Below are 26,728 nucleotides of genomic sequence, written 5' to 3'. Positions count from 1 at the left end.
ATTGCTGCGTGAGTTCAGCCTAAAGGAGAACAAAATTTCGTCAGATGGCGGAACCGCGTTCATATCGCAACTTGGGGAGGGAGCTTGCCGATATCGGTGAGCTTCAGGCGCGTCTTGTCTTTATTTGGCTTGACCAGTGTGACGAAATTCCTGCGTCGGACCCGCTCCGACGTGCAGGATGCTGTCGGTCTGGCCAATGACACCGCTCTCCACGAAGCCGATAACACCCTTCACCGCGAGGAAAATTACCGCATCGAGGCTCTCGAGCCGCGGCTTTTGCTCTCGGCGGACCCGGTGTTCGGCGAATTGGCCCGCGTTGCAGCAACCGCACATCAAATCGACCCGATCGAAGGGCTCTCCGCCCTCGTTCAGACCGTCGATGACCTGCATCAGCAGGACGAATTGGCAGCCGATCACGATCCCGAGGAAGGCCCGCAAAGCGATGTGGCCTGGCCCGAGGATTGGGCGCATGAGCCGGAAGTGGCACCGCTCGAAGCGGTGGCCGAACCGGCGCGCGAACAGGCCGCAGCGCAGCTGGAAACGGCTGCGGAACAGCTTCATTCCGGTGGTTTCCTGACTGCCGTTCAGGTGCAGCAGCTGCTGGAATCGGCGCTGTCTTGGCTGGAAAATATGCCCCATGCAGGGCAGGACCCGATTGGCAGTTCCGTGGCGGATCTGACGGGTCACGAGGCGACTGGCCCCCCGGCTGCGACCTCTAATGCACTGGAAAACAACGAAAATACTGACAATCCGGACGCCGGGTTCGTCGCTGCTGGCTCCGACGATGCCAGCGAAAATCAAGGGGATAGCCCGGCTGAAGAGGGCGCAGAGCCGCAATATCTGCATCTCGACGCCACCGCGGATAGCACCGATACCGGCGCTGCGGATCTCACCGAGGCACAGCTTGCCCCCCTCGTTCAGGAAGCCCTCGCTCAATGGGCCAGCCGCACCGACGCGGCGATCCTGTCGCAACTCACCTTCACCATCACCGATCTCGAGGACGGCGCGCTCGCGCGGATCACCGGCACGCTGATTGAGATCGACGCTGACGCCGCCGGGGCCGGTTGGTTCATCGACGCGACGCCGGGCGACAGCACCGAGTTCGACCTGCTCGCAGGCGACCGTCTGGTGGCGACCGACGGTGCGGCCTCCGAGGGCGTCGACCTCTACACCGTCCTGCTCCACGAGATCGGTCACGCGCTCGGCCTCGACCATGACGCGGACGCAGCGGTGATGGGCGCGACGCTCGGCACCGGCGAGCGCATCGGTCTTCCCGACGCGGCCCCGAGCCTCGGTGCTCCGGTGGCCGGCGCGATCTCGGAAGCGGGGGGCGCGCTCGACGGCACCGCCGACAGCAACCTCACCTACACCGTGAACCTCGACGGCACCATCACCGTTAACGGCACGACCTATGGCACGCCCGGCGCACCGATCACCTCGATCGCGGCAGGGGCGGGCTTCAGCGACACGATCGAGGGTCCGGACGCCGCGACGGTCTGGACGATCACCGGCATCAACGAAGGGTCGCTGAGCTGGAACGGCCTCACCATCACCTTCACCGGGGTCGAGCGTCTCGAGGGTGGCACCGAGGCGGATGCCTTCGCGATCGACGGTCCGGGCTTTGTGACCTCGGGCTTCGCGGGCAATGCCGGTCTGATGGAAATCTCCGTCGGCGACTTCGTGAGCCTCGCGACCAGTGACGGCGTCGGCTCGCCGCTGGGCTACACCACCGACACCGGCCTCGACGGTGTGCTCTACGAAGTGGGCACCGGCACGACCACCGCCGTCACCGCCGGGTTCGACGTCACCACCATCTCGCTCACCGGCGGCTCGTTCTTCGCGGGCAGCGGCGCGAACGGCTACTTCACCCTCGGCCAGCCCAGCAGCTCGGTCGGCTTCGCGGTCGACAACCTGAGCTTCTCGATCACGATGATCCGCGAGACTGCGACGGACCGTCAGTGGGTCATCGCCAATGGCGCGGTCGATGCGCTGGGTCTGGTCAACGTCGACAACGTGACCGCGACGCTCTCGAACGGCACGCTGGAGCTGGTGACCTCGCAACTGACCGACCCGAACGATGCGCTGAGCGCCAAGCTCGTCGTCTCCGAGATCGACAGCGTGGCGACAGGCGCGACCGCACCGCTGGCCAAAGTCTCGGGCGATGTGACGCTGGCCATCGGCGGCGAGGTCCTGATCGCGGGCGGATTCAGCTTCACCAAAACCATCGTCGACGGGCTGACCGGCGCCACCGACACGGTTGGCGACCTGATGGTCTTCGGCTTGGACGCGGTCGATTTCTTCGCGGGCACCGGCGCGGTCTTCGACACGAGCGGACCGGTCACCGTCGACACGACCGACGCCTTCGGCTTCTCGGTCACCGGCTTCACCGGCACCTTCGCGGTGCTGAGCTCGGGCGGCACCACCTATACCGGCATCGATTTCTCCTTCGCCAACGCGACCCCGGTCGGCATCACCGGGCTGACCGCCGAGGTCAGCAATGTCGCGGTGCAGGTGAACACGGCGTCGGGCGTGGCCACCCCGCTGAACTGGGGGCAGGCCAAGCTGACCGATGCGGGCCTGACGTTGAGCGGGGCGCTCACCAAGGTCGAGGCCACCGCGACGCTGATCGTGAATGACGCGGTCTATGTCAGCGGCACCTTCGCGCTCGAAAGCTCGGCCAAGACCGGCGTGACCTTCGACGGCGCGACGGTGGATGGCGATTACTTCACGCTGTCGATCATCGGCGGGCGTCTCTTCGCGGGCGTCGGCGCCGAAGTCTCGGGCGGTAGCTACGACCTGACCAATGCCACCGGCTTCGAGATCCCGACCCTCGATCTGACGCTGGCGATGTTCACCGTGACCTCGGCTGGGGCCAACCTCGGCCAGAAGGTCACCGCGCTGGAACTCTCGACCGCGGCCACGCTGCACGGGATCACCGATGTGACCGCGACGGTCGATGCGCTCGACGTCACCTATGCGAGCATGGCCTTCGACTGGAGCCAGGTGGGCGGGCCGAGCTTCAGCTTCGACAGCACTTTCACGGGCTTCACCATCGATGTGCGCGCGGTCTTCACGGTCAAGAGCACCGTTCTGCTCGCGGGCGACATCTCGATCACGGTGACCAAGCAGACCATCGCCGCGGCGGATAATCCGCTTGGCACCGATCTGACCGATGCGCAGGTGATGACCTTCGCGCTGGCCGATGGCTACATCTTCGTGGGCAGCGGCGGCGGCTTCACCACCGATGGGAATGGCAAGGTCAACGGGCTGACCCGCGATGGCGACAGCAAGCTGGTCGGCACCGGCTTCGGCGCGGAAGGGGTGCTGTTCGAATTTGCCTCGGTGAAGAATGTCGATGGAACGACCGGCGCCGTTCTGAACGCCTGGAGCGCGATCAAGCTCTATGTCGGCACCGTCGAGGTCGCGGGCATTCCGGGATTCACGCTTGCCGTCAGCGATTTCGTGGTCGAAGTGAACGCCGCCGATGCGATGGTCGCGGTGAACCCGACCGTGATGACCTGGAAGGGTCTCGATCTGGGCACGACGCTCGCGCTGACCGATGCCACGAACGGCTTCGACAATACCGAGCGTTTCTTCATCGGCGCCACCATCGACGAGCTGAACATCTCGGATACCGTGCTGCTGACCGGCAGCTTCTCGGTCGAGAAGACGGCGGGCACCTCGGTCGGCGGCGTCACCGGCGATCTGCTCTACATCACGCTCACCGATCTCAGCCTTTTCGCCGGTTCGGGCGCGACCATCGGCGCAAGCGGTATCGATACGACGAACGCCATCGGCTTCTCGGCGGCGGGTGGCAATTTCTACATCGGCATCCTGACCACCACCGACCCGATCCCGGTCAGCTATACCGGCGTGTCGGCGAGCCTCGCGAGCCTCGGTCTCGTGAATGTCGAAGGCGTGACGCTGAACCTTGCGAGCCTGAAAGTGCTCTACAACTCGGTCAGCGACACCACCCTCTCCAATCTCGACTGGTCGAGCCTGACCGGCCTCGAAGATGTGACCGACACGGTGAGCCTCGCGGTGTCGGGCAAGCTGACGCTGGCGGTTGGCGATTTCGTCTATCTGCGCGCGGGTTTCGGGCTGAAGGCGATCGACGTGACGGCGCAGGCGGGCAGCACCGAGACGCTCGATCTCGTCGATATCACCACGGGCACGCTGACCTTCGTGACGCTCAGCGATGTCGAGTTCTTCGCGGGCACCGGCGCGTCGACCACCACCGATGAGGCGACCGGCACGACGACGCTGAACCTCTTGGGCGATGCCGCGGGTTTCTATGCGAATGGCGGTAATCTCGCGCTCGGCCTGCTGACCGACACGACGACCGGCGTAAAATATACCGGGGTGATCGGCTCGCTGAGCGCGCTGGAGGCCAAGGGCATCGACGCGGTTCAGATCATGCTGTCGGGCATGGCGCTGGCCTCGAACTCGACCACCGCGCTGACTGGCCCGCGTCTCGACTGGTCGACCGTGAACGATACAGACGTGACCACGGCGCTTGGCGATCTGGGCCCGGGTGATCAGCTGGCGGTGTCCGGCACGCTGTCCGTCGAGATTTCCGAAACGGTCTTCGCGCTCGCCACCTTCAACTTCTCGGCCTCGACCGAGACGATCGACGACACCATCCAGGCGGCGATCACCGATGCGCAGGTCACGCGGCTGACCCTGACCAATGTGAACTTCTTCGCCGGTGTCGGCGGTGCCTTCGATGATGCCAATGCTCCCACCGCGATTGCCGATCAGGGCACGGGCTTCCTCGCGTCGGGTGGCACGCTCGAACTGATCGTCGTGAAAGAGAAACTCGGCACCGCCACACCTCACAGCTGGAGCGCGCTGTCGCTTTCGGTCGATTACGTCGGGATGCGCGGCCTGCCCAACGAGTTCGCGCTCGGGGTCACCGGTCTCTACTTCCGCATGAACACGGCCTCGATGGGCGCGACCAAGCTGGACTGGTCGGCCATTGTCGATGCGGCTGAGAACCCAGGTATCGCTCAGATCAATGCCAATACCGGCATCGCCTTCGGCGGCACGCTCGATCTGGCGCTCGACGGGTTCGTGCTGGTCTATGGCACGGTCGAGGGCTCGATCTCGACCGCCGATATCGATGACGGCGTGATCACCCTGACCGCCGCCGATATCACCAGCTTCAAGATCACCGGTGCGCAGATCTTCGTCGGCGCAGGCGGCGCATTCGACCGTGATGCGACCACGAACGAGGTGACCGGGCTGCTCGATCAGGGCACCGGCATCTATGCATCGATGGCGACGGGCGATGCCTTGGAATTCGCGCAGGTGACCCGCCTCGGCGTGCTGACCGATAATGCGGCGACGAATGACAACGACGCGACCACGCAATGGGACGATGAGACCGTCACCATCGGCTGGACCGCACTGCGCGTCACCGTCGCGAGCCTTGGCCTGCGCGGCATCGACGCCTTCCAGATCGCGCTGGCCGATCTCGCGGTCGACGGGAATTTCGCAGCCATCGACGGCACCTTCCTGAACTGGGCCTCGCTGGGCGCGGTCACCGGGCTCGACACGCTGAGCCTCGCCGACGCGACCGACGGCCTGACCCGCGACGACGGCTTCTCGGTCTCCGGCACCGTGTCGGAACTGAACGTGGCGGGCGTGATCGTCGCCTCGGGCAAGTTCGGCATCAAGAGCTTCGCGAGCGACATCATCGTGCCCTCGGGCGTGACGACCGAGACCGTGCTGGGTGCGAATATCCTAATCTTCACTCTGTCGGATCTGAACCTCTTCGCGGGTGTCGGCGGTGCGCTTCTGGGCGACGGCACGATCGACCCCGATCAGGGCACCGGCTTCGTGGCCGAGAACGCCTCGCTGCAACTGGTGCTGGTGAAGGAAGATCCGCTGAGCGTGACGCTTCCGGCAGTGCCGCGCAGCTGGACCGCCGTGGCGCTCGACGTAGCCACGGTGCGCCTGCAGGGTCTGCCCAACACGGTCACCGTGCAGGGCCTCGACCTCTATTTCGGCTTCAACGGCGCGGATGCGGTGAACGGCGAGCGGATCGACTGGGCCGCGACCGGCGTCACCGAGATCGGCAACCTCGCTTCGGTCGACGTATTCGACGTCACCGAGATGGGCGCGAGCTTCAACATCGCCTTCGGCGGCTATGTCGAGTTCACCGTGGACGGCTTCGTCACCGTCGCGGGCACGATGGCGGGCCAGATCCTGACCGAGACGCTCGACGACGGCAACGGGCTGATCGTCGAGGGCGCGTCGGTGATGACCTTCTCGCTGACCGGCGGTTATTTCTTCGCGGGGCAGGGCGGTGTCTTCACCCGCACCGATGGCAAGATCACGGATGTGAGCACGACCGAGGGTACCGGCATCTATGCGAACAACGTGGGCATCGAGTTCGCCTCGGTCACCCAGACCGCCGACAACCCGCTGACGACAGGTGTGGTCGAGACCCGCACGGTCAAAAGTTGGTCGGCAATCCTCGTGACCTCGCAAAGCGTCGGCGTGACCGGCCTTACGGGCTTCACGCTGAAAATCTCGGATGTCGCGGTCGAAGCCAACTTCGGCTACACCGACCCGCTGAACGCGGCCAACAACTCGGTGATGAACTGGAAGGGCCTCGATCTGGGCCTGACGATCACCGACAGCACGGATGGCTATGACGCGACCGCGATCCTGTCGGTGACCGGCACCGTGTCGGAGCTGAACGTCGCGGGCGTCGTGATCGCGACGGGTACCTTCTCGATCAAGAGCCTGCTCGCCGATGTGGCGGTCGCCACCGCAATCGACGCCGATGGCACGCTGACCGGGGCGAAGGTTCTGATCTTCACCCTGAGCGATCTGAACTTCTTCGCCGGTGTCGAAGGTATGCTCAAGAACGATGGCACGATCGATCCCGATCAGGGCATGGGCTTCGTGGCGCAGGGCGGCTCGATCGAGCTGGTGATGGTGTCGGAAGACCCCGCCACCGTGACCTCGCCCGCCGTGGCTCGCAGCTGGATGGCGCTGTCGCTGCGCGTCGATCAGCTGGGTCTGCAGGGCTTGCCGCTGACCGCGACGGTGAAGGATCTCTACTTCGCGATGAACGGCGCGGATGCGGACGGTAACAAGCTCGACTGGGGCGCGACCGGCGTCGATCAGATCAACGCGCTGGCCGATATCACCAATCTCGACGCGGGCTTCGGCATCGAGTTCGGCGCCTATGTCGAATTGCAGATCGAAGGCGCGATCCTGCTGGCGGGCGGTCTGTCGGGTGTGATCCGCGATCTCACCGTCGACGATCCGCAGGGCGGCACGATCAGCGCCAAGGCCTTCTCCTTCTCGATCGACGGCGCCTATGTCTTCGTCGGCGCGGGCGGAGAGTTCACCTATGACGAATTCGACCGGGTCGACGCGGTCGCCAATGCGGGCACGGGTTTCGCGGCCGAAGGGCTCGCCTTCGATCTGATCTCGGTGACCGAGGTGGTCGATCTGGTCGCAAACCCGAGCGCCGTTGCGCGCAGCTGGACAGCGATGTCCGCCCATGCCGACACGATCTCGCCGCGCGGTCTGCCGCAGGGGCTGGAGCTGACGGTGAACTCGCTCGACTTCACGCTGAACGGGCGCGACGCGACCAATAGCGATCAACTCGACTGGGCGCCGATCATTCAGGATCTGGGCGTCGATGCGGTCGCCCCCGAAGACGGCACGGATCTGGTGATCTCGGGCGGTCTGGATCTGGATATCTTCGGCTTCGTCACCGGCTCGGCGACCTTCGACATCGTGATGCGCAACCAGATCGAGGCGGAGCTGGACAGCACCTCCGACGGTCTCGAGAACGCAAGCCTGATGCTGATCGGCCTGCATGTCGAGAACCTCTTCGTCGGCCAGCCGGGCGGCGTGGGTCTGTCGGTGGCTTCCGCCGATATCGCGCTCGCGCTGATCAAGGCGACCCCGCCCGCAAACAGCACGCTGCCCTTGACCACCACGCCCTCGGCGACGGCGGTGCTGGGCAATATTCAAGGCGGCACGCTCGCCGGTCTGCCCGAGGGGATGGAGCTGACGGTCAATGCCTTCTCGCTCGACTACTACGCGACGAAGCCCGCCGGGAACGACACCACGACCTTCTTCAACTGGAATTCGATCGATCTGGACGGCACGCCCGCGCAGGGCGATCCCGCGAACGACCCGGCGGGTCCGGTCTCCTTCACCTATGGCCCGAATGACGAGGTGGTCACTTTCGACGCCAGCGCAGACCGCACGCAGGTCGTGGGCTACCTGACGCTGAATGCCTTCGGCTTCGTCGATGTAGGCGCGAAATTCACGCTGTCGCAGGATATCGTCGATGTGGATGTGAACCACGACGGCACCTTCGACATCGCCACCGATATGAATGATGCGGTGCTGACGCGGATCAGCCTGAGCATCGATCCCGCCGACGAGGCCGCGAATGGCGGCGACGCCCCGGCGGATTACGAGGCCAAGTTCTTCATTGGCATCCCGGACGGCCCCGGTATCACCATCGCGAGCGCCGATATCCTGCTCGCCTCGATCAAGGCGGCCAACCCGCTCACCGATACCCGCGCCTTCACCGCGCTCAAGGCCGATATCGCCTCGGCGTCGCTGACCGGGGTTGATCTGGTGGATATCACCCTCGACACGCTGTCGCTCGAGATGAACAAGGCCAATGATGCGACCGGCGTGATCGACGTGCTCGACTGGGGTCAGTCGATCAATCTTCTCTCGACCGAATGGAGCGACGGCCTGACCATGCTCAGCGGCCAGGACCTGCTCGCCGCGACGAATGGCAATGACGTCGACCCGGCCACCACTGATACGGTCCTCGACATGAACCAGTCGGGCTTCTCGCTCTTCGCGGGTGCCACGATCGTCATCGAAAACTTCGTCCATATCGAAGGCCAGATCACGCTGACCAAGACCGACAAGGTCGCAGCCCGTATGGTCGGCTCGACCACCTCCTTCGAGGCTTCGGTTCTGTCGATCGGTATCTCGGATGCAGTGGTCTTCGCAGGGGTCGGCACGCCGACGATCACGAATGGCGAGGTCGATGCTACCTCCGACGCGACGGGCGTGGCGCTCTCGCTGCAGCGCATGGGCCTGCATATCGTCAAGGAAATGCCGCTCGACCCGGCGAACCCGACCGCGACCCCGCTCAAGAGCTGGATGGTCGTGAAGGCGACGGGCGGGGCCTCGCTGATCGGCGTCGACAATGTCACGGTCGATGGCTCGCTCACGCTGATCATGAACCGCGGCGGCAACGAGACGACGCCCTATAACACGCTCGACTTCACCTATGGCGGGGCGGGCGGCACCTGGGACATCACGGTCGGCGCCGAGACGATCACCTTCGACGAGCTGACCGTGGCGACGCTGGAAGTGTCGGGCTCGCTGACCATCGGCTTCGACTCCTATGTGTTCATTCAGGGCGAGTTCGCCTTCACCCAGTCGAGCGAGATTTATTCCGCCCTCGTCGCGGGCACGAGCACGACCCGCAATCTCAAGGCGGTGACGGTCGGTGCGCAGCATGTGAACATCTTCGTCGGCACCGGCTACGATCTGACCAAGGCCTTCGGCGATCAGGGCGATGCGGTCGGTCTGAAGATCACGGACGCCTATCTCGCGCTCGCGATGTTCAAGACGGTCGACGCGAATGGCGTGGCGCTGGCTGCGACCGATCCGGCGGCGGCCTCCTATATGGCACTGAAAGCCGGTGGCACGGTCGAGCTGGTGGGCATCGACGGGGTCACCCTCTCGGGCTACGGGCTCGAGGTCGAGCTGAACCAGGGCAAGCTCCTGAGCACGCAAGCCAAGGAAGCGCTGAACCTCGCGAGCTTCGATGGTGGCGGCTTCGACGTGAAGGTGAGCGACACCGATATCGTGACGCTGGATGCCAATGGCGCGATCCTCGCGGCCTCCGGCTTCGTCGTGCTGGGCTTCGAGGATTACGTCTTCCTCGCCGGGCAGGTTGCCTTCCAGAAGGGCGCGACTCTGACCGTCGGCACCGCGCCGAACCAGAAGACCTTCGCCGCGACCGAAATCTCGGGCGATGGCATCAGCGCCTTCGTCGGCACCGGCGGGCCGTATTTCGAGGTTGATACCTCGGGCGACACCCCGGTCGTGCAGCCGATGGCCGATACCTCGGGTGCGCAGGGTCTGGTGCTGACGAACTTCTCCTTCCGTCTCGCCATGCTGAGCCAGGTCGATGCCAATGGCGTCGCGGTGGTGGGCGGTGAGAAATACACCGCGCTCTATGCGTCGATCGAAGAGGTTGCGCTTGCCGGTATTCCGGGCGTCGCGATCAGCGCGAGCGGCGTCGAGCTCAAGCTGAACCAAGGCAAGTCGGGCACCGCGGGAGCGGGCGCCCAGACGATCCTCACGGGCTTCGACTTTACGGAGGTGACGGGCCTCGACCCCGGTGCCACGACCTTTGCAGATATGACCCCGCTTCAGGCGTTCTACGACCTTGGCTATGCGGGCACTTTCCTTTCGGTCTCGGCTTATGGAGATCCGGTGGGATCGGGGATCGAGCTTCTCGTGAACCTCTCGGGCTATACGCCCACCAGCGCAGACGATGCCGACTTTGCCTTCTCCGGCGATCTGTCCTTCGAAAAGACCACCAGCGCGACGGGCGCGGTCTACTCGAAAATCTCGCTGACCGACATCACCCTGACATTCGGCGATTATGAATTCACTGGCGACGCGCTGCTCTATCTGATGCCGCAGGGCATGGCGGGCAGCTTCTCGGTCACGCTTCCCGATATCGCATTCGACGACGGCACCAACGCCTACCAGATCGGCAATGGCACGACGGCGACGCTCGAGATCAACACCTCGATCCAGGCGGTCTATGTCGAGTTCGCGAATGGCGATATCCTCGATCTGCCGCGCGGCCAGTTCCTGCGGGTCGAAGTCGAGAACGCCGCCTTCTATGTCGACTTCAACGCGACCGATACCGACAATGACGGCACGCTCGATGTGGGCGCCTCGCCGGAGATCAGCCTGACCGGCACGTTGATGTTCTCGCAGCTGACGACCGGGATTGCGCCGAACCAGACCAAGCGCATGACCATCGCCTTCACCGGGGTCACGGGCGGCTATACGGACTCGAACGGAGACGGCTTCACCATCGAAGACGCGAAGGGCGTGATCCTGATCTATTCGGGCTCGGCCACGCTGTCGCAGAACGGCATCGCCGCGCAGATCGAGGCGAGCGCGCAAGGTTCGGCTGCAGGCTTCGAGGTCTCGGCGAGCGCGATCATCCGCATCAACACCACTTCGCGCACCGATATCTACGAAGAGGTCGATGTGGGCGACGCGACCTACATTCTCGACTTCCAGGGTCAGGCCAATGTGAACCAGATCGCGCTGGCCGAGGTGAAGCTGAGCTACGAGCCCTACTTCACCATCGAAGGCAGCCTGAGCGACATTCTCCCGGCGGAACTGCCTGCGGGCGCGACCAGCGGCAAGATTGGGCGTAACATCTCGATCTTCCTCGGCGATGCGGGCGATCCGAACGATCCCAATGACGATATCGGGTTGCTGATCTCGAACACCACGATCGCGATCTTCGAATTCGGCACCTCCGCCAACCGCAAATTCGCAGTCTATGCGAAGGGCGAGGTGCAGGCGCTGGGCATTCCGGGGCTCAATATCTCGGGCACGGTCGAAGTGTGGCTCAACACCTCGGGCACCGCTTTCTCGACCACCGTGACCGGCTTCCCGCTGCTCGAAGGCGGCACCTCGGCGACCCCGGTCGCGATCAGCTTCGTAGCCCCGCAGATGGAGCGCGTAAAAGGCTCTGTCGAGATCAGCTTCGGCGTGGCCGAGACCGGCGATCTGCTGGTGATCAGCTCCAACGACGTTCTGTTCAACAAGACGCCCGATGGCCGGATTTCGGTCGATGCGCCCGAAACCTCGATCACGGTGACACCGCCGGGCGCCGACAGCTTCGGCATCGAAGGCGCGGCCCAGTTCAGCTTCGGCGGCGCGACCGGCTTCCAGCTGACCGATATGCGGGTGACGGGCTACACGCTCTTTGGCGAGACCGTCTCGGTGACGCCGACGACGAACCTGCGCCCGCTGACCGCCGATATTGCCTCGCCGCTCAATGGCCAGATCATCAATCTCGACGGCTTCACCTATATCGACGTCACCTTCTACAACACCAACCGTCTGGATGCGGATGCCTACCCGGCCTATCCGCTGGGCATCGATCCGGACTCGATCACCGATATCGACCCGGAATTCACCATCACCGCGCGCTATGGCGACACGACGGCGGCGATCACGGTCGACGGGGCAGGGGTGCTGGTCGAAGGCACGGCGCGCCCGACCTATCGCTACCAGATCACCACGCCTGTGAGCCTGTCCGCGAACACCACCTATGAGGTGCAGTTCCTTGCTAACTCCTGGCGCGATGCGGCCGGTGCGCAAAGCGCCGCCGAATACGAACGCTTCACGATCCGCAAGTCGCCGGTTCAGAACCCGCCCGCGGCGAACCCGGCGACCGATCCGCAGGATCTGACCACGATCACCGCTGCGCCCTCGATCGAGCTGGCCTCGCCCTTCAATGGTGCGGTGATCGACAAGTCGATGCTGAACTCGAAGGGCTATATCGACGTCACCTTCGTGCTGCCCAATGGCGAGATCCTCGACGCAAGCTCGATCAATGGCGACGAGATCCGTTTCGTGCGCACGGGCGGCGCGTCGAACGTCAATCTGCTGACGAACACCAACGGCACCTACACGGTCGAGAAGATCGGCAAGACCACCTATCGCTATTACGTCTTCGCCGAGCCGCCCGCCGCGACCGCCACCGGCACGGGTGTGGTCGGCACGCCGACTTCGACCTCGACCTCGCAGGCGAACCCGGCCTTCAACGTGGGCGATGTGCAGGTCGAGTTCATCACCGGCACGTGGAAATACACCGATCGCGGCACTGATCTGAACAGCACCGCCGACGACGTCGTCTACTGGTTCGGAGGCGAGAACGGCTCGGTCGCGTCGCCCGCGAAGACAACCGCCTATGTGCAGATCTTCAAGGTGCAGGAACTGCCGGCCGCCGAGGCCGCGACCCCGATCAAGGTCGGTCCGGTCTCGATCCTCGCGCCGAAGGTTGGCCTCGCGAAGCTCGGCTTCAAGGACGGTCTGCTGGTCCTGACGATCTCGGTCGGAGCGGAAAGCGCTTCGCTCGCCTTCGGTGGCACCGCGACGCAGAATGCCGACGGCACCCAGACCAATAGCGGTGGCACCCAGATCACCCTGACCAACCTGCTGGTGAAGTTCGATATCGGCATCGACGTGATGGGCGTGATCTCGGGCGGCGGCGACGATCCGGTCGTCTCGCTCACCGGCAAATGGTCGATCACCGCCGACAAGCTGACGGGCTCGATCCCCGATGTGGTCCTGTTCGAGGCCGACCGCATCAAGGTCGAATACGATCCCTCGTGGACGGCGCCCGATACCCCGGTCGCGGGCACGCCGGAAGGCGCGGGTCAGGAGATCATCAAGATCGACACGATCAAGGTCACCTTCCCGAAATTCGGCATTGCGGGCCAGATCACCACCTATGAGGGCGTGCGCGGCCTCACGATCTACGACAACGGCTTCCGCATCGGTCGCGGCGAGATCATCTATTCGGGCACCGGCGCGGGCTCGGGTACCGGCACGGGCGCGGTCCAGCGCACCGACGGTGCGACCGGCAAGATCAAGTTCGGCTCTATCCTCGAATTCGACGATCTGCGTATCGGCGTCACCGACTTCTCGCTGATCTTCGGTCAAGAGGTGAATTTCGACGGCACGATCTATGTCGGCTCTGGCGGGGCGACCTTCGCGCCGGGCAAGGCGATCAACGCCAAGGTCACCGACCGCGTCTCGGGCGAGGACGTGAACGACACGCTCGCGCTGAAGGCCGGCCTGACCTTCACCGATGGCGTGGTCGACGGCTTCATCTTCGAGCTCGACACGTTCGAGATCAATATCGGCTCGGTCCTCAAGCTGAAGGGTGTGGGCCTGTCGCTCGATACCGGGGCAGCCGATGACGAGGAGCTGATCAGCTTCGTGTCGATCGGCGCGGAACTGAAGATCGGCTCGCTGAACCTCTCGGGCGAGGCGCGCCAGTTCGCCTTCCTCGGCGACGGCACTTTCGTCACCAAGCAGGGCTTCGGCGTCTTCATCGGCGTGGGCGGCGCTTCGGGCGCGAACTTCAAATGGCCGAGCTGGCTGCCGATCAAGATCACCGAGATCGGCGTGCAATGGCCCGACATCCAGGCCGACCCGAGCGACTTCGTCCTGACGCTCTCGGCGTCGATCACCGGGCTGCAAGGCTATGACGGCCTGACCTTCGAGGGTACGGTCGAGGGCATCCGCATCGATGTGGGCCTGCTGCTGGAAGGCGCGTTCCCAATCATCGGCATCGACTCGATCGGTGTGAAGATCGGCGGCAACGCCTTCGGCGGCGAGATCGAGGGCGCGCTGATCGGCGGCATCATTCGGATCGGCGAAGGCAATCAGGTGCTCTCCACCTTCGACCTCACGAGCCCGGTGAAAGACCGCGTCTTCTTCATCGGCGTCGAGGCGGGCTTCTCCTTCTCGGGTCTGGGCGGCTTCACGATCCGCTTCGCTCTGTCGGAACTGGGACCGCTCGGCGTGCTGGTCTCGGGCTCGGTGCCGGGCGGTATCCTGCTCGAGCCGAATTCGGGTCTCGCGATCAACGATTTCACCGGCGGCGTGGACTTCTTCAAGTCGCTGCCCGACATCACCGATCCCGACGAGCTCAACGGCCCCGATTTCGCGCTGCCGCTGAACGTGTCGGTCGACGACTGGCTGAACTCGGTGCAGCAGCAGGTCGTGAACCAGTATATCGCGATCCAGAACGGCTCGGCGGCGGGCGGCGGGTTTGCGGCGGCATTCACCTCGCCGATGATCATCACCGGCTCGGCCAAGCTTTATTCGATCTACACCTCGCAGGCCGTGTTCAACGGTCAGGTCACGATCAAGATCTCGACCGACGGCAAGATCCTCGTGATCGGCCAGCTGAACTTCGCAGCCGACAACCTGTCGCTCTCTGCACGGCTCTACGCGAACCTGTCGAAGATCGCGTCCGGCGAAGCGACGATCCTTCTGCTGGTGAAGATCCCCGATCAGGTCGATCTGCTGACGATCAAGGGCTCGCTGCAATTCGGCTTCAAGGACATCCTTGGCGAGGCCACGCAATTCGCCGTGGTCGAAGAGCAGGCCGCGACGCCGACGCAGCGCCTCGACGGGCCCAGCGATGGCGGCGTGACCGGTGTCGGCAACTTCAACGAGCGCGCCTATATCGACATCACCTTCCCGACGGTGAACGGTGCGACGGTGGACGCCGCTTCGGTCTTCGACCTGACGCCCGAGATCGAGATCACCGGCGGCGATTTCACCCTCGACAACACGCAGGCTCCGGCGCAGGTCGATGCCGACACGTTCCGCTTCTGGCTGACCGGCACGGGCGATGTGAACTCGGTGACCTACACCTTCCTGTTCCAGTCCTGGTCCTACACCGAGACCGCGACCAACCAGACCGTCTATGCGGATGAGGACAACACGACCCAAAGCGGCGACCCGGCTGTCGCGGGGCCGTGGGTCGATATCAAGTTCATTGCCGAGATCGGCGGCGAGATCTCCGCCGAGACGCTGGCCGCGATCGCGACCAACGCGGTGGCACCGTTCAAACTGTTCAACGACAATGGCGACGAGATCGACATCCTCGGCGCCATCGCGATCGGCGGCGGCAAGGTGCGTTACTTCATCGACACTTCCGATCCCGACCTCACGAACAACCAGCTCGCCGTCGGCGACTACACCGTGCGTTTCACCGCCGATACCTGGGCGAATAACGACAGCCAGACCGGCAAGAACAACACCGCGACCGCGGATGCCGTGTTCTCGGTGGTCGAGCCTGAAGCCTCGCTCAGCGCGCCCTATCAGCTCGATGGTGACGGCTACACGGTCGACGTGAACCTCGCCAATGCCGATCAGCGCATTATCGTGACCTTCGATCCCGCAGGCAGCGGCTCGCTCGATTACGACTCGATCCTCGATACGAATGACGAGTTCACCCTGACGCGCACCGGTGCTGCGGATGGCTCCACGGTGAATACGGCCGTCGGACTCTCGGATACGCCGGTTCCGGTCGCGATGTTCATGAACGAGGACGGCACGGCGAGCCTGAAGACGCTCGGTCTCGATGCCGAAGGCCGGATCGTCGCCTCCGACAGCGCGGACTATGACCATCCCCTGCCGACGGGGGCGGAACTCTATGCGCTCCTGAAGAAAGAGGGCATCACCCAATTCGCCTATGCCATTACCACCGCGAATTTCGACTTCGCGCCGGGCACCTACACGCTCACCTTCACCGGGGCTTGGGCCGATGCGGCGGGTAATACGGGCGCAACCGGGGACAAAGTGATCACCGTCGAAGGCGCGACCGCGATCATGGTCGATCCGGGCGCAGGCGCTGCGATCGACGTGAACCTCCTCAACGGCCGCAACTATATCGACATCGAGTTCCCGAACGTGCCCGACAGCGATTTCGTCTATGACGCGGCCTCGATCACCGATGGCGGGGCGGAGTTCACGCTGAGCGGCGCGGGCCGCGGCACGGTGCAGATCGACAATGGTGTGGCCCCGGTCCGCGTGGGCGGCACCGACGCGGCCCCGATCTATCGCTACTGGCTGACCGGCAGCTTCGACAGCAGCCAGACCTATGGCGATGTGACCATCGCGGCGGTCGAGCAGGGCTGGTCCTACCGCTATTCCGACAGCGCGAACCCGACCACCGACCCGGCGATCAAGAGCGGCGAGGACGGGCTTGGCGTGGTCGCCAATCTCGAGATCAGCGAAGGCTCGGTTGAGATCACCTTCACCAATATTCCGGCGGGCTACACGCTCGACCCGGCTTCGGTGCTCGACCTCGCCGCCGAGTTCACCGTGCAGACCGATACTGTAGAGACTTCGCGCCTGAGCGGCGGCACCTTCCGTGTCGAGCTGGGCGAGGGCGCGCCGGCCCTGCTGCAAAACGACCCGAACGATCCGACGAAGATCTCCTTCATCTACTCGCTGCAGACCTTCATCGATGAGGGCAACCCGGCGGAGCCCGCCTCGCTCACTGGCGAACTCTACCCGCAGACGATCACGCTGGAGTTGGACATCACGTCGATCTCCTTCTTCTCGACCGCGGCGCTGAGCGCCCCGAGCATCGTAGTCAAGAGTGGCTCGACCTACTCCGCCGCCAACGACGCCGCGAACCTGCCGGACGCCCGCACCTATTTCGACATCGCGCTGAGCGGGGCCTATGGCGAGGACATCACCGATCAACTGGCCATCGGCGACGTGACTGTGACCGGCCTCACGATCACCGAGCTGATGGATATGGGCGGCACGATCCGCGTCTTCGCAGACGGCTCGCTCGGCATCGGCAGCCATGACGTGACGCTGGCCGCGAACAGCTTCGGCGACGCAGCCAAGAACCGCGTCCAGACGCTGTCCTTCACCGTCTCGGGCCCGCAGGGCGATCTGGTCGATCCGGCGAATGAGGGCAGCACGGGGCTCGGCGATGTGAACGGCCGCGGCTATGTCGATCTGCATTTCGAGCGCCCGGTGGGCGGCGCGCTCGATGTGGGCTCGATCACCGATCTCGCCCCGGAATTCGCCTTCGGCGGCAGCGGCTCGATCACCTTCGACGACACGCTGGCCCCGGTCTGGCTGAACCCGCAGGCGACCTCGGGCGACTATATCTTCCGCTACTTCACCACCGGCGCTGCTGCGGCCGACACCACGATCTCGCGCATCGCGACTTTCGAGGATCAGCCGACCGTTCTGCGCGCCGATGGCACGGCCGACGATGCGACCGGCCCGGTCTCCTTCGATGCGAGCACCCTCTCGGTCGCCTTCGTCGATGTGCGCTACACGCCGACCTATGGCGACGAGATCGACTTCGGCACGCTGGGCGACGAGATCAGCTTCTCGGGCACCGGCGCGAATGGCGTCACCGTTTCCTCGGCTCTGATCGTGGGCGACGGGCTGACCGTGCGCTACTTCCTCACCGGCAAGTTCACCGCCGGCACTGTGCAGGTCGATTACGCCGCAGCCAGCTTCGGCTCGGGCGCCTATGACAATGACGCGAAGACCCAGAGCTTCCGCCTCGTCCAGCTTGGTGCGAGCCTGACTGACCCGGTCGAAGGCGCCTCGGTGGGGCAGGCACCCCTGAACGAGCGCGGCTTCATCGACGTCACCTTCGAGCTGCCGAGCTATGTCACCGGCGTCGATCTCGAGAGCATCACCGACGCGGGCGCAGAGGTGATCCTGAGCGCGACCGGCTACACGATCGAAGTCGATGACAGCCAGGCGCCGACCTACATGGGCGACGATGCGAACGGCAATCCGATCTTCCGCATCTGGTATCTCGGCGACTTCGCGGGCTCGAACCTCGACGACAATGTCTCGGTCGAGTTCATCTCGGGCAGCTTCGACTGGATCGGCACCGATGGCGGCACGATCAAGGCGATCACCGCGACGAATAGCGAAGATCTGGTGGTCACGACCGGCAAGATCGGTCTGGGCGCCAGCGCGCCGACGGCGACCTATGTGGCGCTGTCGCTCGGCACGAGCCAGACGCTGACCGATAGCAGCCTCGCGACCACGGACTTCACGCTGACCGATATCGACGGCAACTCGATCACCATCACCGGGATCCAAGCCCGTGGTCCCCCAGGCGAGTTCGCTGTGACCTTCGACTCCGCCGACGCCGCTGACGGCGCGGTGCTGACCCTGACCTATGCGGCGGGCGCATGGACCTACGGGGCCGCTGCCTCCGAGGCGATCGATCCGACGACGCTCTCGATCAAGCCCACCGACACCGCTTCCTATATCGACATCACCTTCGACACGCTGGGCGATCCGAGCCTCAACGCGCTCTACGCGATCGACGCGGCCACGATCGACGGCGACGAGTTCACCCTTGGCGGGGCAGGCGGGGCCAATCTCGATCTGCTCGACCTCACCCCGACCGACATGGGTGACGGCACCTTCCGCTACTATGTCTCGCGCGAATTCGGCCTCGGCACGGTCACGGTTTCCTTCAACGAGGGCAGCTGGTCCGACCTGCAGGGCAACGAAGGCGGCGCGAGCCAGCAGAGCTTCCGCGTTATCGACCAGATGCAGGAGGGCGGCCAGCCCGGCGCCGATGCCGACCCGGCCACCACCCGCGTCTTCTTCATCCGCGTCTCCGGGTCGATCACCCTGAATTCGGCGGGCATCGTCGACGAGCCGCTCGTGGAACTGCGCGCGCAGGCCGAACTGACCTTCGGCGATTACATCAAGGCCGACGGCTCCAAGGTCTTCCGCTTCGCGCTCGAAGCCTCGGGCACGATCACGGTCTACAAGCTCGGCAATATCGGCTCGGCCGCGGCGCGCTTCGTGCTGGAGACCGGCGGTCTGTCGAGCGGCCTGCCGCAGTTCTGGGGCGTCGCCACCATCCAGCCGAACTTCGAGGCGCTCAACGAATACGGCGTCTGGATCAAGGGCAACGCGACCCTGATGATCAACATGTCGGGCGAGGACAAGGTCGAGACCCTGTCGCTCGAGGGCATCCTTGGCGATCAGCTCGAGCGAATCTCGGGCGGCGACGACGACACGGTGGCCGTGGCCGATCTCGGCGCGCTGCCGAGCCAGGCCAATGAGGGCTTCTACGAGAAGCAGGCCGTCAGCACGCAAGTGCGCGCCACCTTCGCGGAATTCGGTGTCACGCTCAGCTCGGAGGCCAAGATCGAACTGGTGCGCGAGCTGAACACCCAGTCTCGCTGGCGCATCACGGACGGCGCGAAGAAGTACTTCATCGAGAGCCTCGACGGCACCGCGACGCTGCATTCCGAAGACCAGACCTACGAGCTGACGCGCAACTCGGTCGTCTTCTATATCGGCGGCGCGATCAAGCTGACCGATCAGAACGCGAACGACCCGGATGTCGACACGAGCGTCAACGTCTATGCCGAGCTGACCGGCGCCTTCTACCTGAAGATTTCGCAAGACCGGGTCGAGGTCTTCGTCGCGGCCGGCGCCAATGTCTTCAACGTGATTTCGGGTCAGGCGGTCGGTCTGCTGATCATCGACTTCGGCACCGCCCCGGGCAGCGCCTTCGGTGTCGCGGGCAGCCTGTCGCTCGAACTGAGTGTGGGCGATGTCGACGGCGGCAGCGGCACGGATGCGGCGAACAATGCCGGCAGCTTCGGCAATATCGCGGCGGATATCTTCCGCTTCGAGGCCGAGGTGATGGTTCTCTTCAATACCACCGGCATCAACCAGACCTTCGACGTGCCCGACGCGCTCGTGCCGTTCCTGCCCGCGAACGTGCCCACAACCTTCGAGATCTTCGACCGTCCGCCGATCCTGGGCCAGAACGTGCCGGATACGACGAAATCCGCGGGCGCCTATTTCGTGGTCCAGATCAGCGGCTCGGTGACGCTCTTCGATACGGTGACGCTGAACGGCTTCCTGTCGGTGACGGGCACTGGCGACTCCCTAACGATCCAGGGGACGGTCTCCGGCCGGATCGAGAACTTCGGCGCGGTCGAGGGGATGCTCTATCTCGAGGCGAATATCGGCGCGAGCGATCCGGGTGTCGTCGGGCGGGCGCAGCTGTCGCTGGTCGGCGGGCTGGAGCTTCCGGGCGTCAGCCTGGGCGGGTCATTGTCGATCATGCTCGAATTCAACACCTACGCGACGACGCAGGATCGCTACACGATCGTCACGCAGGGCGAATATGACGATCTCGTCGCCAACGGCGATGCGACCGCGACGACCGACGGCACCTTCTATTACGGCACGATTTCGGTCGAGAACGGGCTGTTCCTGAAGGTTACCGGCACGCTGGTCGTCTCGGATGTGATCGAACTGACGGGCGTCTTCACCTTCCGCATCGGCACCGCGCCCGATTTCGAACTGGTCGCGACGCTGGACGTGCAGGCGAAGCTCGTGGGCGTGGCAGAGTTCGGTCTGACCGGCGGTCTCGTGATCGCGGATGGCGGGCTGGTGATCTATGCCGAGATCGATCTCAACATCGACCTCGCAACCGTCATCACCGTGACTGGCGACGCGACCTTCCAGCTCAACACCTTCTCGACTGCGCGCACCCTCGAGATCCCGACCATCAATGCCAGCGGGCAGGAGAGCACGATCTCGGTCACCGTGGCCTCGGGCTTCAGCCTCGAGATCGTAGGCTCGGTCGACTTCGTTGGCCTCGCGACCGCCTCGGGCCGCGTCTATATCGGCCTCAACGCGAGCGAGTTCCGCGTCGAGTTCGACGTGACCTTCGGCCTAGCCGGGCTCAACATCTCGGCCGCAGGCGGCGCGGTGCTGTTCTTCAACGCCTCCACTGGCGAGCTCGACGGCCTCGCGCTGCTTCTGGATGTCAGCATCAACGCCAATATCGCGCTGGTGATCGACATCGAGGCCAGCGGCAAACTGATGCTCAACACCGTCGGCCGCGACGTGACGATCTCGGGCCGTGTGCTGGAGCGCAACTCCTTCGTGCTCGATCTCAGCGGCAAGGTCGAGTTCCTGAAGGTTCTCAAGTTCGAAGCGGGCTTCCGGATCGAGGTCACGGACAACGCCTGGCGCGTGGACTTCAACGCGAGCATGGACTTCTTCGGTCTCGCCACGATGAGCGTGAACGGCTGGTTCAACTCGAAGGGCTATTTCGACCTCTCGCTGAGCGGTCGCCTCGTGCTGGGCTCGAACAGCTTCGGCCTGACGGGCAACTTCTCGATCCGGGTCTATTACCTCTTCGACGATGCGGCGGACGTCTACAAGCTCGGTGTGTCGGGCTCGGCCTCGGTCTCGCTGCGCGCCTTCAACATCAGCTGGGCCACGGTTTCGATCAGCTTCTCGGCCACCGCGACCGGCACCGGCCGCGTGCCGATCGTGATCTCGGCCAGTGCGAGCGTGAAGGTGCTCTTCGTGAAGGTCTCGGTGAGCATGTCCTTCACCGTCGGCTATGTCGAATTCCCGACCCCGATCTATCTCGCGGGCGATCTGAACGGCGACACCAATTCGGGCACCTACAAGGATTGGGATGACACCTCCACGATCCTCGTGCTGAACATGGGCGACGCGAATACCAAGCGCGGCATCGGCGAAGCGACAGAGGGCGAGACCTATATCATCGAGGCCGTCACCCCGGTCGTGAATGGAGCGCAGACGATCCGCGTGATCTATTCGGGCCGCGAGCAGGTCTTCGAGCACGTCCACGAAATCCGCGGCTATGGCGGCTCCGGCGACGACCTGCTGGTCGTGCGCGACGGCGTCGCCGTGCCGATCCTCTTCGTGGGCGGCGCGGGTGTCGATACCGTGGCCTACGAGGGCGACGGTCAGGTCACGATCAACTCGGCCTCTGAGGGCGGCACTGCGGGCGATCTGGGCGATCAGATCAGCATCGGCAGCGGCGTCGCGGCTGGCTCGATCATCTACGGCTCGGGCGCGAATGACCGGATCGTCTCGGATGCGCTGGTGCCGATCACCATCTACGCGCTCGGCGGCGATGACGTGGTGCTGCAAAACGGCACGGGCGTCGCCACGATCTACGGCGGCACCGGCGCGGACCGCCTGATCGGCGGCGCGGCGGCGGATGTGATCAACGGCGAGGGCGGGGCGGACGAGATCGACGGTCGCGGCGGCGCGAACACGATCAACGGCGGCGGCGACAATGACCGCATCTTCCGCAGCCTCGCCTCCGACGGCGTCGAGGTGATCAACGGTGGCGGCGGCACCGACACGATCCTGCTTTATGGCACCGCGAACCCCGACACGGTCACGATCGGTCAGAAGCCCTCTGACTCCGGCATCCTGCAGGCGCTCGACGCCGATGGCAGCGGCTTCGAGGCCGACGGGGTCGAGGGGCTGATCATCCATCTGCTCGGCGGCACCGATACGCTAACGGTCAATCCGCTCGGCCAGACCGATCTGAATACCATGCGCATCGACGACGATCTGGTCGTGGAATCCGCCGATCCCGCGAAGGACGTGGCCGAGATCGACGGCACGAGCGACGGTGTGGCCGATGCGGTGATCTTCAACGGCACCAGCGGCGCCGATACCTTCACGCTGAAGGCGGGTGCAGTGGCCGATCAGGAATTCATCCTCGTCGCCGCCTGGTCGACCGGCACCGTGACCGTCACCTTCGACGACACGATCCGCGCCAAGGGCGACACGCTGCGCATCTCGGCGGCGGGTGGCAATGACAAGATCACCGCCGGCCCGGCCGTGGCGGCGGGCGACCCGGCCAATGCGACGCCGCTGACCAACGACCTGATCGCGCTCACGCTGGAAGGCGAGGGCGGCAACGATCGGATCATCGGCTCGATCTTCAACGACGTGATCGATGGCGGCGCGGGCTCGGATACCGTGACGGGCGGCGAAGGGCTCGATGTCTTCCGCGACACCGACGAGGCGAACGAGACCGACACGCTGATCGAGGTCTTCGCGGGCGAGGATATGGGCCTCTACGAGAACCTGTTCCTCGTCGGCAAAGTCTTCCAGGCGGACGGCTCCACGGGCTATGCGGACGGCACGACCGATGGCGCGATGGTGCCGGGCGACGCCGATCTGTGGAGCACCTCCGGTATTGGCGCGGGCGAGACCACGGTGGAGCGTCTGAACGGTATCTTCGAGGCGGTCGATCTGACCGGCGGTGACGGCGTCAACAACACCTTCGTCGTCAACGATCTGAGCGGCTCGGTGACGGTGGGCGGTCTCGCGATCGGCGTCAGCGCCTTCAACGGCACCGTGACGCTCGACAACAAGGGCTCGGATGCCAGCGGCGATCTCGAGCATTACATCATCGCGGCTCCGCTCGGTTCGGGCTTCACCGTTCATATCACCGACAGCAGCACGACCGACGCCGATAAGCTGGTCTATCTGGGCTCGCAGGGCGACGATTATGTCGCGCTGTCGGTGGGCCTGATGGCCGCCTCGCGCTACACCAATGCGGCTGGCAAAGTGCTGGGCGCGGCTGCCGTCAGCATCGATCACAGCAATCTCGACGTGATCGAAGTCGATACCCGCGAAGGCGCCGACGTGATCGCGGTCATCGCGACCGATCTGCCGATCTACATCAACAGCGGCATCGGCGACGACGTGATCAACATCGGCTCCGCCGCTTCGTCCGAGCCGGGCACGGCCCCGCTGGGCGGCACGCTCTCGGGCATCGCCGCGCTGATCCAGATCGACGCCTATGACACCTATAGCGGCCCGATCCTCGCCGATCGCGGCAATGACACGCTCAACATCGACGACAGCGGCAATACCGGCGCGACCACCGGGGTGATTGGTCTGGAAGATCGCACCGCGGTCGAGGGCTTCGTCTTCGTGGATGGCTTCACCGCTGCGACCGCGGGTATCCGCTACATCGCGCTCGAAAACGTCAATGTCGATCTGGGCGACGGCGTGAACGACGTCACCCTCAAGTCGACCGGCAAGCGCGACGTCACAACGCTCGAGACCCGCGACGGGGCCGATATCATCAAGGTCTTCGCGATCAACGGCCCGACCACGATCGACACCGGCGCGGGCGACGACGCGGTCACCGTCACCGATGACGATCCCGACACGCCGCTGGCCAATGACGGCACGCTGAACGCGATCCTCTTCGGCTACCTGACGATCGATGCGGGCGCGAACGATCCGGTCACCTACGAGGTCGATGGCACCATCGTGAACCATGGCGATACGCTGATCGTGTCGGATGCGGGCGACACGCTGCCCGATCAGGGCGGCTATCTCAGCGGCACCGAGATCGTCGGCCTCGGCATGACGCTGGGCGTGGTCTATGCGGGCTTCGAGGAACTGGAGCTGTCGCTGAGCAACGGCAATAACGGCTTCCACGTCTCCGACACCCATGCGGGGCTGACCACGCTGAACACCGGCGACGAGACCGCGACGGGCGATGCCACCTCGGATGCGATCACCATCGAGAAGATCTCGGGCCGCACCTTCCTCAACCTCGGCGCGGGCAACGATCTGGTGCAGGTCAACTACTACGCCGACGGCACCCAGACCTTCCTCAACGGCATCGACGGGTTCGAGCTGGATATCGACGGTCAGGCGGGCAGCGACCTCTATGACATCGGTCTGGCGAGCGCGGGCAACTCCACGATCCGCATCCTCGACACCGGCACCGCCTTCGACGGCATCGACCGCGCCGAAATCCGCGGCACGGACGGGCGCGACCTGTTCCTGTTCCGCGCCAATCAGGACCTCGATGTGGGCGTGGTCGCGGCGCTGCCGATCGCCGAGGACGGCACGATCCTCAATACCGTGGTCGAGCGGGTGGAATACAACTCCGCCATCGACGCCGATCTGCGGGTCTTCGGCCGCGCGGGCAATGACCTCTTCGTCTTCGACGACACGCTCGCGGGCGTTCAGGCCTTCGGCGATGCGGGCGACGACACGTTCCAGATCGGCCAGCTCTTCGCCTCCTTCCGCGACGAGCAGAACCCCTATAACGGCCTGAGCGGCATCGACTATTACGAGACCACGCAGGTCACGGTCGGCTTCCTGTCGAACGGCGTCAGCTTCGACACCACGATCCGTGGCGGCGACGGCGAGGACAGCTTCACCGTCTATTCCAACAAGGCCGAGCTGTTCCTCTATGGCGAGGCCGATGACGACACGTTCCAGGTCCGCTCCTTCGTTCGCGTCGACCCGAACGACCCGGCCGCGCCGTTTACCAACATCAATGGCGGGCAGGGCGCCGACTTCATCCAATACGCGGTGAACGCGCCGGTGCGTATCGATGGCGGCGACGGCTTCGACACGATGACCGTGATCGGCACCGAGATGGGCGACGACTACGTGATCACCAAGAACGGCGTCTATGGCGGCGGGCTGTTCATCTCCTACACCGGCATGGAGAAGCTGGTGGTCGACGCGCTGCAGGGCAACGACACCTTCTTCATCGAGAGCACTTCCGAGGGCGTGCTGCTGGAGATCGTGGGCGGTCTGGGCTCGGATAGCGTGAACCTTGGCGGTTCCGATCTCGACGGCGTCACCGAGGGCGGCGCGATCACCGTCGTGTCGAACGGTCTCAACGGTCACAGCGGGTTGATCCAGACCACGGTCGACAGCACCGATCCGCGCTATCAGGCGATCTGGGCGCAGGATCCGGTCTCGCAGATCAAGGACAATGACGCGCCCGATCTGGTCTTCTTCAACGCCGATGGCGAGGCGGGCTCCAGCGTGCTGCGCGTCTTCGAGGCCGCAACCGCCGATCCGACCATGTCGGTCACCCGCTACGCGATTGCGCTGTCGCGCGCACCGGACGAAGAAGTCTACATCACGATCTCGCCGACGCTGGGCTCCGAGGGCGATGTGGCCGCGGGCGCCGAGGGCGTGCTGGTCAACGGCTCGGCCTCGGGCACGGTGCTGCACTTCACGGCGGCCAACTGGGATACGCCGCAATACGTGACCGTCACCGCGATCAACGATCTGGTGGCAGAGGGTCGCGGCATCGTCCAGCTGCGCCATACCGTGACCCAGGGCGACAGCCGCGCCGACGATACCGGCTTCGACAATCTCGCCGTGCCGAACATGCTGGTCGATGTGATCGACGATGAAGTGGCCGAGCTGCTGATCTTCCCGGTCGACAATTCCTCGGCCATCGATCTTGCGGGCGACACCATCGTGGCCGAGGCGGCAGCGCTTG

The 26,728-nt window shown here is 64.6% G+C and carries 1 protein-coding gene (only partly in view); it reads left to right on the top strand.

The features are described 5' to 3' along the window. Positions 1–138: 138 nt before the first annotated feature. Positions 139–26,728 carry the 5' portion of a proprotein convertase P-domain-containing protein gene (locus BMI89_RS00330; protein ID WP_143593779.1) on the top strand. The gene runs 12,137 nt beyond the window's last position, so 26,590 of the gene's 38,727 nt are visible here — the first part of the coding sequence; it begins with the start codon at positions 139–141; its stop codon lies beyond the right edge, outside the window.

Origin of the sequence: Thioclava sp. F36-7, assembly GCF_002020075.1 — a bacterium.
GTDB classification, from domain to species: domain Bacteria; phylum Pseudomonadota; class Alphaproteobacteria; order Rhodobacterales; family Rhodobacteraceae; genus Thioclava; species Thioclava sediminum.
The sequence above is the reverse complement of the archived record's forward strand: the minus strand, read 5'-3'. Positions and strand labels throughout refer to the sequence as shown.